Source organism: Kineococcus aridisoli (assembly GCF_050871885.1).
Taxonomy (GTDB): Bacteria; Actinomycetota; Actinomycetes; order Actinomycetales; family Kineococcaceae; genus Kineococcus.
In genome coordinates, this window is the sequence record NZ_JBJLSF010000007.1 from 1 (window position 1) to 16,822 (window position 16,822).

At 69.8% G+C, this 16,822-nt stretch carries 13 protein-coding genes and 3 pseudogenes; 6 read left to right on the forward strand and 10 right to left on the reverse strand.

Annotation, left to right across the window (positions count from 1 at the left end; all coding sequences use genetic code 11):
- Positions 1-93: 93 nt before the first annotated feature.
- Positions 94-1,053: a hypothetical protein gene (locus ACRYM2_RS03405; RefSeq protein WP_432519882.1), complete on the reverse strand. Its 960-nt coding sequence runs from the start codon at positions 1,051-1,053 to the stop codon at positions 94-96.
- A 293-nt stretch (positions 1,054-1,346) separates the two neighbouring features.
- Here ACRYM2_RS03405 and ACRYM2_RS03410 point away from each other — a divergent pair, with 293 nt between their 5' ends.
- From ACRYM2_RS03410 to ACRYM2_RS03430, 5 genes and pseudogenes are all read left to right on the forward strand, one after another.
- Positions 1,347-1,652, forward strand: a complete 306-nt coding sequence (locus ACRYM2_RS03410; RefSeq protein ID WP_432519883.1) for a hypothetical protein — start codon at positions 1,347-1,349, stop codon at positions 1,650-1,652.
- 268 nt (positions 1,653-1,920) lie between these two features.
- The gene (locus ACRYM2_RS03415) at positions 1,921-2,271 is read left to right on the forward strand and encodes a hypothetical protein (RefSeq protein WP_432519885.1); all 351 of its coding nucleotides are present in this window, start codon (positions 1,921-1,923) and stop codon (positions 2,269-2,271) included.
- A 287-nt stretch (positions 2,272-2,558) separates the two neighbouring features.
- Positions 2,559-2,999 (forward strand): DMP19 family protein, encoded by a 441-nt coding sequence (locus ACRYM2_RS03420; protein WP_432519886.1) that lies wholly within the window; start codon positions 2,559-2,561, stop codon positions 2,997-2,999.
- A gap of 147 nt (positions 3,000-3,146) precedes the next feature.
- Positions 3,147-3,332, forward strand: a complete 186-nt coding sequence (locus ACRYM2_RS03425) for a hypothetical protein (RefSeq protein WP_432519887.1) — start codon at positions 3,147-3,149, stop codon at positions 3,330-3,332.
- Between the two features lie 406 nt (positions 3,333-3,738).
- Positions 3,739-4,351 (forward strand): annotated as a pseudogene (locus ACRYM2_RS03430) (IS5 family transposase); the annotation flags it as partial.
- 49 nt (positions 4,352-4,400) lie between these two features.
- Here ACRYM2_RS03430 and ACRYM2_RS03435 read toward each other — a convergent pair.
- The 7 genes and pseudogenes from ACRYM2_RS03435 to ACRYM2_RS03465 form a co-directional block, all read right to left on the reverse strand.
- On the reverse strand, positions 4,401-6,359 hold the full coding sequence (locus tag ACRYM2_RS03435; RefSeq protein ID WP_432519888.1) for a hypothetical protein: 1,959 nt from the start codon (positions 6,357-6,359) through the stop codon (positions 4,401-4,403).
- 95 nt (positions 6,360-6,454) lie between these two features.
- Positions 6,455-8,596: a hypothetical protein gene (locus ACRYM2_RS03440; RefSeq protein WP_432519890.1), complete on the reverse strand. Its 2,142-nt coding sequence runs from the start codon at positions 8,594-8,596 to the stop codon at positions 6,455-6,457.
- A gap of 399 nt (positions 8,597-8,995) precedes the next feature.
- Positions 8,996-9,898 carry a hypothetical protein gene (locus tag ACRYM2_RS03445; RefSeq protein WP_432519892.1) on the reverse strand — a complete coding sequence of 301 codons (903 nt, stop codon included), beginning with the start codon at positions 9,896-9,898 and terminating at the stop codon, positions 8,996-8,998.
- A gap of 54 nt (positions 9,899-9,952) precedes the next feature.
- Positions 9,953-10,856, reverse strand: a pseudogene (locus ACRYM2_RS03450) (IS5 family transposase).
- Between the two features lie 215 nt (positions 10,857-11,071).
- Complete coding sequence (locus tag ACRYM2_RS03455; RefSeq protein ID WP_432519893.1) at positions 11,072-11,680, reverse strand: hypothetical protein; 609 nt, start codon at positions 11,678-11,680, stop codon at positions 11,072-11,074.
- A 391-nt stretch (positions 11,681-12,071) separates the two neighbouring features.
- Positions 12,072-12,395 carry a hypothetical protein gene (locus ACRYM2_RS03460; protein WP_432519894.1) on the reverse strand — a complete coding sequence of 108 codons (324 nt, stop codon included), beginning with the start codon at positions 12,393-12,395 and terminating at the stop codon, positions 12,072-12,074.
- A 349-nt stretch (positions 12,396-12,744) separates the two neighbouring features.
- Positions 12,745-13,479, reverse strand: a pseudogene (locus tag ACRYM2_RS03465) (ABC transporter ATP-binding protein); the annotation flags it as partial.
- A 188-nt stretch (positions 13,480-13,667) separates the two neighbouring features.
- Here ACRYM2_RS03465 and ACRYM2_RS03470 point away from each other — a divergent pair.
- Positions 13,668-15,548: a DNA/RNA helicase domain-containing protein gene (locus tag ACRYM2_RS03470; RefSeq protein ID WP_432519895.1), complete on the forward strand. Its 1,881-nt coding sequence runs from the start codon at positions 13,668-13,670 to the stop codon at positions 15,546-15,548.
- A gap of 299 nt (positions 15,549-15,847) precedes the next feature.
- Here ACRYM2_RS03470 and ACRYM2_RS03475 read toward each other — a convergent pair whose 3' ends face one another.
- Together ACRYM2_RS03475 and ACRYM2_RS03480 are read right to left on the reverse strand one after the other, a co-directional pair.
- A complete protein-coding gene (locus tag ACRYM2_RS03475; protein WP_432519896.1) occupies positions 15,848-16,243 on the reverse strand; it encodes a hypothetical protein in 396 nt (131 codons plus the stop codon).
- The gene (locus ACRYM2_RS03480) at positions 16,240-16,785 is read right to left on the reverse strand and encodes a helix-turn-helix domain-containing protein (protein ID WP_432519898.1); all 546 of its coding nucleotides are present in this window, start codon (positions 16,783-16,785) and stop codon (positions 16,240-16,242) included. The genes ACRYM2_RS03475 and ACRYM2_RS03480 overlap by 4 nt, the downstream gene beginning before the upstream one ends.
- Positions 16,786-16,822: the final 37 nt, after the last annotated feature.

A 16,822-nucleotide genomic window follows, 5' to 3' on the forward strand; every position in this document is an offset into this window, starting at 1 on the left:
CGCCGGGTCCTCGACCCGGCGGCCGTCGTGCGTCCGGTGCACCCGGCCACGGCGAGCGCAGCGCAAGGCTCAACAGCAGGCTCAACAGTCGGCTCAGGTGTTGAGCGTGTCGGCGAACAGGCCCAGGTCGTCGCCCTCGGTGACCTCCCACGCCTCCAGGCCGGGCGCGGCGAGCACGGCCTCGATCAGCTCGGTGGAGCCGCCGATGAGGGTGGAGTCGAAATCGATCTCGCTGACCAGGCACCAGGAGCGGTCGAGCGGCCACAGCAGGTTCGGTGACTGCGGATCGAACCAGTCGCCGGTGACCTGATCGCCCATGGCCAGCGCCGCGCGCAGCGGCCCGGCGAGAAGCAGGTAGTCGCGTCCGGGCAGCGACAGGCGTGGTGCGGCCAGGGCCCGGCGCAGCTGCACCGGCACCGGCACCGGCACCGGCACCGGCGCCGGCTGCGGTGGCGGTGGGGGAGGGCCGCCCTCGCTGTCGGCGTAGGCGAAGACGGTGAAGGAGCTGGAGCCGGTGAGCCAGCCGTAGCCCTCCCACAGGGCGTGGCAGCACTCCTGCTCACCGGTGAAGGGGGCCAGGACGTCCAGCAGCGCGGTCAGGGCGGCAGGCTCCAGGGTGCCTTCCTGGACGCTGACCTCCTCCCACAGGCCCTCGTCGGTGACGGGCAGCCGCGTCTGGCTGGGCGCGTCGCCGGTGGGTGCGGGGGTGGTGATGGCGCGCCACTGCATGAGCGCGTGCGGGGTGCGCCCGGTGCGCTGGCACACCTGCGCCCACGTCAGCCCCGCCCGCTGCGGCACCAGCCCGTGCGGCGCTGTCCCTGTCGGTGTCCCGGGCCCTTCGGCCGCGGGGGCCGACGCGGCGCTCGCCGATGCCGGCGCCGACGATGTTGAGGGCGGTGCGGGGAAGAAGTCGACGGGGTGCAGGATGCGCGCGTAGGCGGCGAAGCCGGTGGGCACCGTGCATGCCACCGTGCTGCCGAAGCCGCGCAGCCGACCGGTGATCCAGTTCCCGGCCGAGCCCTCAGGCAGGGCTCGCAGTCCTTCCATGCTCACCAGCTCATCCTGCCGGTCAGCACCCCTGATCGTCACCGCTCGAGACCACGCACTGTGGGGCGGCCGTCATCGACGGCACGAACACATGGGCGTCGAGCGAGCAGGAACCCTCCTGTGGGCCCGTCCTCTCGGGCAGCCTGTCCTGCATGGCCGGCACCGCGCGCTTGTCCGTCACAGCATCCGTGCGCATGCAGAGCAGTGGCAGTGGCAGAGTCAATGGCAGAGGTTCTGACCCTGGCCCTGGCCCTAGCCCTAGCCCTGGCCCTGACCTGCCGCGGCCGCGGGTGGCCTTGGTGGCAGCTCCCAGCCACCTGCTGCCGCACGATCACGACGAGCTGGAGGACGTGCGTGAGTGGCCCTTCCCGGTGAGCGTGGACTTCGCCGGGCCCTCGGGGGAGAGCCGCTACGCCGTGGCGCGCACGCTCTCGCAGCGGGTGACCTCAGGGGGCGCGGCTTTGGTGCTCGATAGCGCCTCGGGCGACCCCGAGTGGCAGCCACGCCCACGGGTGCTGCGCCGCGACCCGGATGACTGGGGACTCCTGTGGCCCTTCGATGGGTGGTGGGTGTGGCCGGATATCACCGCCAGCTTCCCCGAGTAGGCCTCCTTTACCGTCAGCGCACCTGTGGAGTGGGGCACGCGTATCAACCCGCGGTACGGGCAGGTACTGCTGACGCTGGCGATGCAGCAGCACTGACCCCGTCGTGGCGCTCGGTGTGCGAGCGCGTCGTGACATCGGTGTGCGAGCGCGCTCACCGGCGGGGCGGGCGCCGGCACCCCCCGGGGGGCAGGACATGCCTACGGCTGTTCACGAGTTTCGCTGGCAGAAGGCCCTCAAGGAGGCGTCGTGATCTGCCGATGACCTGACGGTGACCTCCGAGCAGGTGGTGGTGCGGTTGCTGCCCACCGATCCGCGCGACATGGTGCCCTCGGCGGTGCGCTGGGCGCAGGCCGTGCGGAGCGCGGTGGAGCGCGTACCCGGCCGCCAGATGCACCAGCCGGCACGTGAGTCGCTGGCCGCGGTGACGTGGGTGCTGGCAGCAGCGGCCGACTACGAGAGCCGCATCCCCGCCGACCACACCGCAACCGTGCTGACGCGGGAGGCCGGGGTCGGCGCCCGGGTGTGGCAGAAGCGCACCGCGTGGCTGCGCGAGCACCACTGGCTCGAGCACGATGCAGCCGGCGTCCACACCGGCTGGCGGCTGCGGTCCCCGGCATGAGGGACGCCGAGCAGGCCGGGGTGGCCCAGGTCGCCTTGGCCGTGCAGTGGACCCATGGCTGGACGACGACCTGCCCAGAGTGCGGCGGGCCGGAGTGGTGGACATGGTGGCGCTCACCGGTGGACGGCCTGTGGCGTCCCTCGCTGGGGCGCTGCAGCGGCTGCTGACACGCGAGCCGAGCATCTGGAGGTTAGCGCGTCACCGATCCAAGGTCTTGCTGGACGGAAGCGTCGGCGGTGAGGGCTAGCGTCTGGGCTCGACCTGCTCGCGACCGGAAGGCGCAACCGATGACCCCACAGGCGATGTCCCCACTGATCGGGGCGTTGACGGTGCGCGCCATCCACGCTTACGAGCGCGAAGACGCCTCGATCCTGCCTGGACTGCGCTCTCTGGGGGCTGTGATGGCCCTGCACGGCATCGCCGAGAACGGCGGTCTGGTCGGCGGCGGCATCGAGAACGTCTTCTTCAGCGAGAACATGCCGTCGCTCGAGGACGCGATCGCGGGCTTGCGCTGGCTCGCTCTCGACGACGTCGCCGCGCTGGTGGTCCGCGCCCGCCAGGAGTACCTGTGGTTTCGGCCCACCGGCTGGGAGGAGCTCTCCGAGGAGGGCACCTTCGTGTGGGATCAGCTCGACTCAGCGTTCTTCGAGATCGCCACCCTGGACCGGCTGGAGACGGCGATGGCTGCTCGCCTGCACCAGATCGCCCCGGAGCTGCTGCTGTCCTGACCGCCTGGGGAAGTCAAGTACCACCACCGGGGGAGTGCCGAGGCGGTGCTCACGGTGTCGCGCACATCGACACGCCAGGACGTCGCTGACTGCTCATGATCACACGCGTATCGCGGGATGACCCAGCGGTTACACGAGAGATGCTTCGTGGTCGCGACAGTACTCGAGCGCGGCAATCGCCCGCTGCGCGACACCCAGCATCCTGAACGCATGCAGGTCGCGTACGGACACCCGGTGGTCGAGTTGGCTGCCGGCCTCGGTGCTCAGCGGCAGGCGGCAGGCATCTGGGCCCGCGCCACCGTCAAGCGGGAATACCTGCCTTCGGTGCCCTAGGACGAGGACAAGCTGGCTGGCATCCTGCAAGCTCTGCCGGCAGCTGGCGCATCGCTGTGCACCTGGCTCGCCGCGACCAGTTGGCCGTGGATTCTGCATTCCCATCCCGCAGGAGGACCGCTACCTGGCCACCGATCCCAGAGCTTGGGGTCAGGGACAAGTCGGGCGCTGCTGGAGCGCGTGCACCAGTACGCCCGCCAGGCGGCGTTCTCCTGCGGTGAGCTGTGGGCCATCGCTGACAACGCGCGAGCGATCAGCGTGTACGAGCGTGCAGGCTGGGTGGTTACGGGCACCGTTGGGGTGCGCGGGTCCGCGGAGCGCCTGGAACGTCGCTCTGTGCGCGACTTCCGCTGACTCGTCGTGGTGCTGGTCGAGCAGCAGCCGCTCAGCCGTTAGCGCGAGCTGAACGTGCTCGCAGCGCCTGCGCCAGTGGCAAGAGGCCGGCGTGTGAGATGAGCTACACGCCGCGGTGCTGGACCGTCTCGGGCGGCAAGGACTGCTGGACTGGTCTCAGGCTAGTGCGGACTCCGTCAGCGTCCGAGCGAGAAGGGGGCAAGCTGACGGGCCCGAACCCCACCGACAGAGGCAAGCTGGGCACCAAGTACCACCTACTGGTCACCGCCGACGGCCTGCCGCTGAACGTCGTGCTGTCCAGAGTGAACCGGCACAACTCGATGTTCCTGGCTCCGATGCTGGACGGGCAGCGCGCCATCAAGGGCACCGGCCGCGGACGTCCCCGACGTAGACCGCTCAAGCTGCACGCCGACAAAGGCCACGACAATCGGCGTTGTCGCGCCTACCTGCTCCGCTGGGGCATCGCCGCGCGCATCGCCCGCATCGGCATCGAGTCCAGCCAGCGACTCGGGCGGCATCGCTGGGTCGTCGAGCGCGCCATCGACTGGCTGCTGGCCTACAAGCACCTGGCGCTGCGCTACGACTGCACCGCGGTCACGATCACCGCATTGGCGCGTCTGACCGTCACCTTGATCTGCGCCCGCCGACTACCTCTGACGAACTAATGCAACGGCTTCTTGGACCTACCTGCTGGCTGATGCTCGCTTCAGGCATTCATGCCACCACCGGCGGTACCGGCTCGGCCTGATTGGTGACGTCAGGAGTGCTCATGAGGCGGCGCTCGATGTAGCGATCACGCCACTGGCCAACTTGCTGGCGGATGTCGTCCAGCTTGTCCATCCACGCTTTGGCCCGCAAGTTTTCCACACCGTCCTGCTCCACCACGGGTGTGCCGTCGTCGAGGCTGAGCGTGCTGAGGTCCGCGATGGCGGCCTCGAGCGCCAGCACGGCAGTGTTCACCGTGCCCAGCCGGCCCTCCAGGGGGTCCGCGGCAGATGTGGCAGCGCCACGGGGAAATCCGCTTTCACGCAGCCAGCGGTGTGTGACGGTGGCATCGCCGCCATGCCCAGCGGCCAGGGCCTGGCCGCTCTCGTCGACAATGGTGGGGGCGGTGTTCCTGCGGCCATCCTCGATAGCACGGGCGAGGAGCTGCAGGCCGCGCTCGGTCGCTGCCATGTCCTCGAGCAGGGCCGCGACGGAGCGGCGGTCACCGCCAGGGCCGACGTCATTGCGGGGACCGCGGATTGCGTCGTAGCGGGCCAGGTAGTACAGGCCCCGAACGCGCAGCTCAGTGGTGGCGGGCCGCTCCGGTGCGTCGGCGGCCCGCTCCGCCAGCGCCTCATGCAGGAGCTCGCTCACCGGCTTGGAGCTGGGAACCCAGGAGCCGATGCTCGTGTCGGCGCCAGCGGTGAGCACGCTGGCCATCCGCTCAGCAGCCTCGGCCGTCATGACCCCACCGCGCAAGCCCCGCACCACCAGCTCCACGGCGAGTGGGACCTTCGTGCTGCGCCTGATGCGGGCGCCACGGCGTTCCGGCTTTTCCAAGTCCAGGAAGATTGGCTCGCGGATGGCCTTGCGGACCCTGTCCTGAGCGGTGGTGAAGAGGAACACTAGGTCCGCGAAGCGGTCATCGGGCTGCAGTCGGCTCACCCCCAGGCGCTGGGCCTCGCTGCTGGTGATCTCCCCGCACAGCCATGCGCGCTTCGCGTCCGTGTCAACCTGGCTGATGCCGTGGCGGGCAGCGGCGGCGACGCAGGAGCTGGCGAGCTTGCCGGAGCGGGCTGCGTCGTCCCAGGGACGCTTCGTGTTGATGTGCTCCTGCCCGATCTTAATTTCGACGGCGCCGGCCAGATCGAGGCCTGATGCGGTGCTGTCGGTGATCGCACCGACGATGACGATTAGGGGGATGACCATGCAGCGTGCCTGTGCCCGCTGCTCGTCGCTCAGCGCGGAGTCGGGCATGCTGATGAGCTCGCTGAGCTCGTCCAGCTTGCGCCTGAGGGGGGTGGAGGAGGCCGGGTAGGTGAACAGCAGCTCCGATGCGCTCAGCCCTAGCTGGCGCTGGGCATGGCTGGTGCGGCTGGTGCCTTCGCGCACCACGGGGAGGACGATCTCTGAAGCGCCGTCCTGGAAGGTGATGCGGGTCATCACCGCGATCGGCGCATCCATGATCCCCTGCTGGGAAACGGGCGGGTTGAGGTCGTTATTCGCGCGGGTGAGGTTCATGGCCGTCTCGAGCTGCGCTACCAGGTCCTGCCGCGACGCAGCGCTGATGCACAGCTCGGCTGGCCCACTGGTGACGGGGCTGGTGGCGCGCTGGTACAGCGAAACTCTCCCGGCCGCTTCCGCGGCCAGGGGGTACTCGACCATGGACCCGATGCGGGGGTTGTCCACGTCTGCGATCACGCTGGTGGCCCACGCCTCGCCCTCGACAAAGAGCAGGGTGGCGCCGGGGATGCGCATGCGGCGCGGCCGGCTCACCTGCGCAGAGATGTCGGCGGGATCGGCCCACAGGTAGGCGAACGAGCGCGAGCACCGCTCGTCCATGCCCAGCGTCTTGCGCGCCCGAGTGGCCAGCTCCCGCTGGGCGGAGGCGCCGGGCAGCGGTGGCAGCTCACGCACCGGGCGGGGGGCGTGCACCGAGCTATTGGTGGGGGTGCTGATCGTCGTCATGGGATCTCCGTCGGTATGCCGCTGAAAGCGGTGAGGGCCGCGCGCGCAGATACGGCCCTCACCGCATGCCGAGAGTGCAAGGCTGCCGCGCCGGGTCAAGCCGGCAGGGCCTCCCCGTCGCTGGCGGCCGCCCAGCGCCCACGCCGGTGCTGCTCGGCGTCCTGGCGGATCGCCTCCTGGATCCGGGCCCGGGTGGCCACGCCACCGCGCACGAGCACCCACAGCGTGTCCGGGGACAGTAGCTGCTCCTGCTGTGCCCGGGTAGGGACCTGGCTGGTGGTCTGCAGGATGGCCGCCAGGGTGAGCGTCGTGTACTCGACCTCGAGGGCGCTGGTGATCATCGCCGGCTCGATGTGCTCACGGATGCGGGCCTGCTCGTCCTGCCGCGCCCACGTGTCGGTGAGGTGACGCACCTCGTTGGCGAAGTGGGGGTGCTCGCGGTTGAAAACCAGCTTGCGGTTCTGGTTGTCCCAGAACGCCGGGATCTCGCCGCCGCGCGCATCCTCACCAATCTCGCCGGTGAACTCCTCCCGGGATAGCCACACCACCTGCGGCGTCGCCTGGCGGCGCACCGGCAGGCCCAGGACCGGACCAGCAGGATCGGGCGTCAGCGGCGTGCCGGGCGCTGCCTGATCCCCCGGCGAGCCAGGGCCGCTGCCGCCACCGGTGCCGCGGCCAGCGCCCGGGCCCGCAGGGGTGGCGGTGGCGGTGCCGGGGCCGGGCGTGGCAGGCACGCCCGGCTCGGTGCCGTTCGCCCTGGCCACCAGGCCCGAGCCGGCCAACAGCGCGCGCAGCCCGGTGTAGATCTGGGCGACGCGCTCCTCCCAGCCATGCGGCTGCTGCGAGCGGGCGGTGGCGGCGGCCAGCTCGTCGCGGATGAACTGCGGAAGCAGGTGGCCGTCGACGATCTCGTCGGCCCACTCGCGCGGCTTGCCCGAGTCGGCCAGGAACTGCGAGGTGCCTGAAATCATCAGGTGCGAGCGGGTGCGGTCCTGCTCGACGGCGAAGGGCTCGCTGCCGTCGCGGGCGATGGGCGGCTCGATGACCACGGCCACGCGCCTAGCCACCTCGGCGTGCCCGATGCCCAGCTCGCGGCAGGTGGCCACGTGCTTGCGCGAGTGCCACAGCTTGTGCGCATCGCCCCGGTAGCGCACCTCGGAGAAGCCCTTACCGCCGAACGGCATGTGCCGGGCGTCACCGCCGTTGCTGGGGGCCAGGCCGAAGCGGATTGTCGTCCCGTCGGCCAGCTGCACGCTCTGCTCTTGCACGCCGTCCATGGCGAACCAGGCGTCGTGGCTGCGCAGGCGGCGCGAGTCGATCCGATACTCGGTGCCGTCGGCAGCGTGCACGAAGCGGCCACCGGCGCTGGAGTGGCTGCGCGTCTCCTCGCGCCCGCGCCGGGAGCTGGCCACCAGCTCGACCGTCAGGCGTGAGGGGTCGTACAGGCGCTCGGTGATGGCGGTCTCGACGTTCTGCGCCGTCTCGTCGGTGAAGTAGTCACGCACGTCGTCTTCCAGGTGCATGCCCAGCTCGGCGAACACCATCCCGCCCCACTTGAGCACCTCCCGCGGGATCAAGGACGGAAAGTCGATGCCGTCCATCTCATAGCAGGGCACCACATCGTCGTAGACGTAGCGCACGCTGCCCGCGTCGTCCTCGACGAGCTCAGCAGGCAGCTGGCGGGTGACGTACGCCTCCTGCGCGTCGTCGAAGCGGATCCACATAAGGTGGCTCCGCTGCAGCAGGTCACCATCTCCAGGTTCCACGGCGATGATGACGAAGCCGGCGTGGTTCTGCGGTAGGGCCACCTGCCGCAGTCCCTGGCCGAAGCTGCCGTCGCGCGAGGAGGTCGACCAGGTCTCGTTGCCCGACTCGCCGATGTAGCGGAAGTAGTCGCGCATCTGCTGCGCGGACATCGCAGGGGCGGTGTTGGCGGTGACGACCTTGATCCGCGTGCCGTGCGTGCCGTCGGGCAGCGGCACGCCTACCTCAAGCGACCGGATCCACATCTGCGCAGCTCCAGCCTGGAGCTGGTCCCCGATGGTGATCATCCGGTCGTGCTCGCGCTCGCACGCCTGGATGAAGTTGCGGTAGCTCTCGACGGCCTTGGTATAAGGGGCGGAGCGGTCCGCCTCGTACTGCAGCCGTCGCGCCGTCGCCCTGGCCGTGGTGGTGACGGGCGTGTCACCCAGGTGAGGCCCAGCGGCGGGGGGAGGGGTCTTGTCGGGCTCGGTCATGCGCTGCTCCCGAAGGTCGCAGCCGCGGGTCCTGTCCCGCGGCGTCCTCACGCGGGAGCTGGGCACCGACCGGCTCTCGCACCGCCACCACCGGGTCCGGCCCGGGTCGTGCGGGCGGCACAGAACCTCAGTCGCGGTGCTCAGGTCTCCGCGGCAGTGCCACTTGACGGACCTCATGGTCTTCCCGGGGTCGGTGCCCCGGGTCGACCGCACCGTGACGCGGTTCCGCGTCGTTGGCTTCGAGCGTAAGGCACAGTGCCGATGCTGTCTTCCCCTTCCGTCCGAATGGCCCAAATGCCTCAGTGCGCCCCAGGTGGGTGCCGCCTTGAGCCCAGCCGGGGCGGCCAACGGCGCCGCGGGCGGCTTGAGAAGCCGCCACCCCGGCCGCTACCGCCACCGTCAGGGATGCAGGCCGGTCGCGGGGCTGAGCGTCTGAAAAGTCATACCCTGCCGATACGTGACGCTGAGGCCCACGGTGGTGATGAGGTCGACCAGGTCGTCGTTGGGCCGCGCGGGCAGCAGCACGGCGCAGTGAGCGGGCTGGTCGATGTGCCGGCGGTAGTCTAGGAGCTGGCCGATGGCCATGCGGATGTCGCTGCGGCTGCTGGAGGCCTTGGCCTCGATGAGGGTGGCGGTGGCGCGGTCGTAGGCGTCGCAGACGATCCTCGAGCCGTCGGGCAGCTTGGCGCTGATGACGGCCAGGTCACGGCCAAGGGAGCGCTGGTAGTCCAGCAGGAGCCGCTGCTCGTCGTAGGTCTTGGTCAGCGTCCCGCCGGGCAGGAGCACCTCGGAGGGTGTGGTGGCCGCGCTGAGCAGGCGGGAGGTGAGCATCGGGGCGCTGGGCTGCGCGGCGGGATCCAGGTCTGGGGCGGGCAGGTGGGCCTGCAGCACCGCCCACTCGGCGCCAGTCAGCCGCAGTGGGTTGGCGGCACCGGGCATGCGCAGGATCAGCGCGCTGGCGAAGGCGGGATCGGCCTGCAGGACCGCTCGGTAGAGCGGGGCGGCGAAGAAGGTGCCCGTGACTTCGATGCCGATGTTGTGGGTTGGCACCGTCGGCGGCTGCAGCCAGTAGCTGCTGGTGCTCAGCGCCGGGCCGGTGGCGGGCCCGGTGACCTTGCCGGTGGCGTACACGCCGGCTTCCCTGCCGCTGACCCACAGGGCGAAGTCGTCACCAGCGGCGATGTCCTTCAGGTGTACGGCGACGGTCCAGCGCTGCAGCGGCTCCGCGTCCGGACCGTCTTCGTGCCAGCGGAAGATGTCCCACTTGCCTGGGTTGGCCTGCAGGATCCACGCGCTTGCCATTGCCGTCCCCGCCAGGTCGTGAGCTGCTGTGCTTACAGCTTAGAAGCCGTTGCATTAGTTCCTCGTGGGTAGTCGGCGGGCGCAGATGAGCGTGACGGCGAGGCGGGCCAATGCGGTGATGGTGCGTGCGCTGGTGTCGTAGGGCAGCGCCAGGCGCTTGTAGCTCAGCAGCCAGCCGGTGATGCGCTCCACCACCCAGCGGTGCCGACTTAGCCGCTGGCTGGACTCCACACTGATGCGGGCGATGCGCGCGGAAGGGGCACCTCCCGCGCGCGGGGGAATGCCGCGTCGGCGCAGGTAGGTGCGGCACCGTCGGTTGTCATAGCTCTTGTCGGCATGCAGTTTCAGTGGGCGGCGCCGGGGTCGGCCGCGGCCGGTGCCCTTGACGGCTCGCTGCCCATCCAGCAGCGGCGCCAGGAAGAGGAAGTCGTGCCGGTTGGCGCCGGAGATCACGACATTCAGCGGCAACCCATCGGCGGTGACGAGCAGGTGATACTTCGTGCCCAATTTTGCCCTGTCGGTGGGATTCGGGCCTGTCAGTGCGCCTCCTTTTTCGCCCAGACACTGACGGAGTTGATGCAGACCCGCGACCAGCCCAGCAGTCCTTCCTGGCCAGGGCGGTCCAGGACGGCGCCGTGCAGTTGCTCTCACACGCCGGCGTCCTGGCACTAGCGCAGCCGCCGTCAGCAGGTCGCCCCCACGCTACGCGCGGGAGGTGCCCCCGCCCCAGCCGTAGCCCGGCTCGAGCGGGAGCTTGGCCCAGCCGATGCCGGTGCTCAGCACAAAGACGATGCCCTCAAGGACTTCCGGTCATCGCGCCGAGGCCGGCCGGTGCGTCCAGGAGGTACCTCCTGCTAGGGGGCACCGCTGGCGGCGGAGCAGGGATCAGCGGCTCGAGCAGCTGCCACAGCTCACCGCTGATCAGGGGGTGGAGTTGAGTGCTGGCGTCGATGGCCATGCTGCCCAGGCTGCGCCTGCCTCACCACGACACGCCAGAGACCTCGACCGACTTCCGCAACGGCTTCTTAGTTTTGTGCCACCGTCTAGAGTTTCTCACCCCGCAATCGCGGTAAGGCAAGTCAGTGGTCAGGTTCCGCTGTGGCCGAGGCGCTCCTGGCGTGCAGCCAAGTGAGGTGCTGAAGATCACTAAGTCGGCCGCGGTCCTATGCGCGCCTATGACCGCGTAGCCAGCATGATCCTTTCTTGTGTTTTGGTGCTGAGACGGGTGTTGATGAATGCGCTGATCCGCTGACGGTCTAGGGGGCGCGCTTCGGGTGCCTCGGCGATCTCCCAGGGAGAGCCTTCGATGCCCTGGGTGAGCACGACGCCTACGCCGAGCTCGCGCGCCAGTGCTCGTACCGCATTGACGCGGTCCCGCAGTACTGCGGGTGCATCCATCGGCAGGTGAAGAAGGAGGTACGCGTGCGTGGCGCCGATGACGCGGCTCTGGTGGAGAGCGGCATACACGCTCGTGACGTCAGCGGCATCCGAGGAGTCGGTCAGCAAAGTCGCCACTTCAACGTCTTTGCCGGGTAGGTACATGTAGCGCCTCACCAGCACAGCGACGATGACGCGGCTGCCTTCGACTCCACCGCTCATCCTGGAAGTGGAGCAAGTGAATTCCTGCACTACCGGCAGCTCTACAACAACTCCCAGGGCCCATCCGTGGCCGAGGACCTCGCCAACGCGTTGATGGATGCTTGGTGGGCAGGCTGTCAGTACTTCAGTCGTATGCTCGTCCTCCTTCTCCGGCGCGTACGGCATAGCCTCCTGAGGGATCATGACGCCTTCTTTCGTGGTACCTGTAGCCAGGTGCTACCTGCTGTCATGGCACAGATCGGCAGGCAGTCCGGTGGTAGTGGCCGGGGTGAACCTTCGTGACGCGCTCCCAGCTCGATGGGGCGAGCACTGAGCGCGGCTCCTGCGCAATGCCCTCTGGCGGTGGATCGTGATCATTGCCGGAACCAACCAGCGATCGGCCCAGGCGTGCTCCCGTGGATTCCAGTCCTTGCTGCCACCTCCACTGACCATGCGCAGGCCCACGCACGAGCTGTGCAAGCGAGGGTGAAGTGGAAGGCGCCCGGCTGACCCAGCGCCGGCTGCACCGGCGTAGCGACTGCCTCGACCCGAGCGGCCTTCAAGGTGTGGCCGCTCGGGTCGCTTCCTGCCTGAACTAGGAGAGAGATCGCGAGGTGATGATGACGAAAGACTGCTCAGCCAGGTCCCAAAGACGCTCGGCTCCGGATCCAAGATGATGCAGTGCATCACACACCAAGATCGCGGAGACGGCGTCGCCCACCCAGCACATCGAGCCACCGGCGTAGGCAGGGTCGTGGACGATGTCGCTGACCTCCCTGTCGAAGGCAGGGTACGGCGCCTCCCAGCGGTATGGCTGCTCAGTGGCGAGTGTCGCGTGAGTCCTCATGGTCGTGAGGCACTCGAAGACCTCCTCGGCGTTGGGGTCCCAACCGAAGGGGGTGCTGGGCTCGTCAGTCATGGTGATCGGCTCCTGTGTCATGGCCTGCCCGAGTGGCGCGGCAGAGTAGGTATTGGCAGGCAGGTCGACGCGCGACCAACGCGGCGCCACATTCACCCGAATGCCGCAAGCACTGCGCCAGCTCCCGCGACAAGCCATCGGCGAGGTCACCCAGCGAAAGAGGCATCGCTCGAACGGAGCAACTTGCTCTCACCCCGCCGGCCGATCGACCAGCCACGATGACTCCAGTGATCAACCTGCTTGAGGAGCCCACCTACCCGAGCACACTGGAGCCGCTGGCCGTGATGATCCGTGCCAGCAGCAGCGGATCATCATTGACAGGACCTCATCGGCTGCAGGCGTGAAAGCCCTATGCGTGCTGCGCCGTCCAGGCTGCGTGCAGCCGCGAGTACGGCCCCCCGGCGTGCGCCAGCTCCACCGCCGGCCCCACCTCGACGACCCGCCCGGAGTCCACGACCACCACGACGTCGGCGGCTTCCGCCGTCGACAGCCGGTGCGCGATGGCCACCGACGTCCGGCCACTCAAAACACCCTCCAGCGCCCGCTGCAGCCGCACCTCGGTGGCCGGGTCGACGGAGGAGGTGGCCTCGTCGAGGACGAGCAGGTCGGGGTCGGCGAGGTGCGCGCGGGCCAGTGCCACGAGCTGGCGCTCGCCGGCGGAGAGGCGCTCGCCGCGCTGGCCGACGGGGGTGTCGAGGCCGTCGGGCAGGCCCTCGAGCCAGGCGGTGAGGCCGAGGTCGGCGAAGGCGGCGCGGACGTCGTCGTCGGTGGCGCCGGGCTTGCCGCGGCGGACGTTGTCGCCGACGGTGGCGTCGAAGAGGAAGCCCTCCTGGGGGACGGCGACGACGCGGCGGTGCAGTTCGCGGCTGGGCAGGTCGCGGGCGTCGATCCCGTTGAGCAGGACCCGGCCGGCGGCGGGGTCGACGAGGCGGGTGACGAGGCGGGCGAGGGTGGTCTTGCCGGAGCCGGTCTCGCCGACGACGGCGGTGCGGGAGCCGGCGGGCAGGTGCAGGGTGACGCCGGTCAGCACGGTCTTGTCGGTGCCGGGGTAGGTGTAGGCGACGTCCTCGACGCGCACGTCGACCGACCGGTCGGAGACCGGGCAGTCAGGTCGCTCCTTGAACCGTCGCGATGCCGAGTCGTTAAGAGTGCGTAGGGATCAGTTCGCTAGTGTGCTGACGCGGCCCGACCGGCTTCCGCCGCCCACGCTTTCGCTGGGCACAGGACACGCCCCCACCCGCACGAGACTTCGTGCTGCCTTGGGGATGTCCTGTGTCGTTGGTTCGTCGTTCCGCCGCTCAGCTCCAGGCCGAGCTGCCCACCGGCTCCGTCGTGGAGACGCTCATCGAGCAGATGCTCTACACGGCGGGCCACGGGCCCAGTCCCGGTGAGCGAGCCTCGTGGGAGAAGAGCCTGCCGGTGCTCGCCGCCGACCTCGTCGAGGCCGGGCTAGGGGAGGTCGAGGTGCTGCTCGAACACCGGCTGCCGCTGACGTCGAAGCGCGCGGACGTCGTGCTCGCTGGTGTGCACCCGACCACGGGCCGGCCCTCCTACGTCGTCGTCGAGCTGAAGCAGTGGAGCGCTGCGCACCGCTTCGAGGGCAACCCCGACCTCGTCGTGGTGCCGGGCATGGCGGGTCCGCCGAAGCTGCACCCGGTCAAGCAGGTGCGCGGGTACGTCGAGTACCTGCTCGACTTCACCCGCTCGCTGGAGTTCACGCAGGACGCCGTCGCCGGCGTCGCCTACCTGCACAACGCCACCCAGCCCGGCGCGGTCGCCCAACTGGGCGACTACACGATGGACCGGGCGGGCCGGCTCTTCACGGGCGCGGAGAGCGGCGCGCTGCGCGACTACCTCCGCACCCGTCTCGCGCCGGGAGTCTCCGGGGCGTCGGCGGCGGACGAGCTGCTCGGGTCGAAGGCGGCACCGTCACGGCAGCTGCTCAAGGCCGCTGCCGCCGAGATCCGGGACCGTGAGCAGTTCCTCCTCGTCGGCGAGCAGCAGGAGGCCGTGGACCTCGTATTGCACCAGGTGAAGCAGGCGAAGACCGGCAACAGCAAGCGCATCATCCTCGTCACCGGCGGGCCGGGTAGCGGCAAGAGCGTCGTCGCGCTCTCGCTGCTCGGGGAGTTGTCACGCAAGGGACAGACGGTCCTGCACGCCACGGGTTCGCGCTCCTTCACGCAGACGTTGCGCAAGGTCGCCGGGAAGCGGGCACCGAAGGTGCGATCCCTGTTCAAGTACTTCAACGACTTCATCGTTGCGGAACCCAACGACCTCGACGTCCTCATCCTCGACGAGGCGCACCGCATCCGTGAGACGTCGGCGAGCCGGTGGACGCCCGCGGCTCACCGGACGGGACGTCCCCAGGTCGAGGAACTCATCGCCGCTGCACGGGTGCCGGTGTTCCTGCTCGACCAGCACCAGGTCGTCCGGCCGGGGGAGATGGGCTCGAAGGAGGAGATCACCCGGCACGCGCAGCGCCTCGGGCTGGACGTCCTCACCGTGGAGCTGGACGCGCAGTTCCGCTGCGGTGGCAGCGCCGAGTACGTGCGCTGGGTGCAGCGGCTGCTCGGCCTCGACGACGCCGGTGTGGAGGACTGGGCCGGTGACGACACCTTCGAGGTGGTCGTCGCGGACACCCCCGAGGAGATGGAGCAGTTCCTCGCCGCCAAGCGCGAGGAGGGGTACTCCGCGCGCATGACCGCCGGGTACTGCTGGCCGTGGAGCAAGACGCCGTCCCCGGGCGGTGGCCTGGTGCCCGACGTGCGCATCGGCGACTGGGCGCGGCCGTGGAACGTCCCCGGCGACCGCGCCGTCGGTGACGCCCCACCCGCGGCGCTGTGGGCGACCGAGCCCGGTGGTTTCGGGCAGGTCGGCTGCATCTACACAGCGCAAGGCTTCGAGTACGACTGGAGCGGCGTCATCATCGGGCCGGACCTGCTGTGGCGGGACGGCCGGCTCGTCAGCGACCGGTCCGCCAACAAGGACCCGGACTTCCGCAACCGCACGCGGGTCAGCGATGCCGACTTCGACCGGCTCGTGCGCAACGTCTACAAGGTGCTGCTCACCCGCGGCATGGTCGGGACGGTGCTCTACGCCACCGACGAGGAGACGCGGCGGCAACTTCGGCATCTCGTGTCGAAGGGTTGATCGACTTCGCGCCGTAGTCAAGGTTGTTGCTCAACCTTGACTACGGCGTCAGCATCCCTCATGTCGTAGGCCCTGTTGGGGTCCTGATCCAGTCACGGCAGGCCGGGACCCCGCTGCGAGAGCGTCAGCCGTGGTGCTGCCGGCGCTTCACCCGTGAGCCCGTCGGTCGTGCCCGTCGATCCAGCGCAGTACGCGCGTGGTGCGTGAGCGTGGCGGGGGCAGTAGCGCAGCCCGCTCCCGCAAGGTCTCGCACGAGACGAAGCCCACCTCGATCAGCGCGGAGACGAACTCGTAGTCCTTCATGCGTGCTGCGACGAGCTTGGCGATCGCGAGGTCGTGCGCCTCCAGGCAGTGCGCCCGCCCCGGCGCGCTGGACCGGCTCTCCCACACGACGACTCGCTCGCGCCAGCCCTCGGGCAGGACCGCGGTGCTCCCGACACGCCCTGGGCGTAGTAGCCGTTCATCCGGTGGAAGTCGCTGTCCTCGCCGATCGCGCCGTCGACCGCATCGGACTTGCAGTTGTCCGGGTCGTCCCAGAAGGCGACGTCCGCCTCCACCGAGCCGATCACCGGATCGGGCAGGCCGTCCTCGTCGAAGGACCCCAGGATCGACTGCGAACCGATCACCACGACGTCGGGGTCGGCGGCGATCTGGCTGGCCGCCCGCAAGATGTGAGCCAGGTGTGCGCGCTTCACTCCGCGCCCCACGGCGAGGACGTCGAGGAGTGCTGGGCGAAGGCTCCGCGCACCCTCTGCCGCTCCTCTTCGGACAGCACGGCGGCGAAGGGGGAGTTCTGGCGCAGCTCCCGCGCCCGCGGGGACGGGGAGGTCAGAGCCGTCAAGATCCCCTCGACGGGTCCGTCGAGAAGGTCCGCCCACTCCGCCAGCCACTTCGCCACCTGCCCGCGGCGGTGGCGCTCACGCAGCACAGCAAGGTTGGCGCGCGCCTGCGCGATCGTGGCCTCCGGGTCGGTGACCAGGTGACCGGCCACGGCGTGCGCCAACCACAGGCTGCGGCGCTGGTCCCGGCTCAGCCGCGCGCCCGTGGCACGCAGCGCCTCAACGTCGGCGCGACGCACCCGGCGGTGCACGCCCGTCGTTGTGTGGGGCAGGTCGCCGCGCTCGCACAGGTTGACGACGTGCTGGCGCGAGACGCCGAGGAGGCGCGCGGCCTCACCGGTGGTCAGCCACTCCTCGCTGACCGAGGACCGGGTGTCCTCGAAGACGGCGGTGCGCATGGGGAGAGGGTACAGCACAAAACACAACAGACACAAA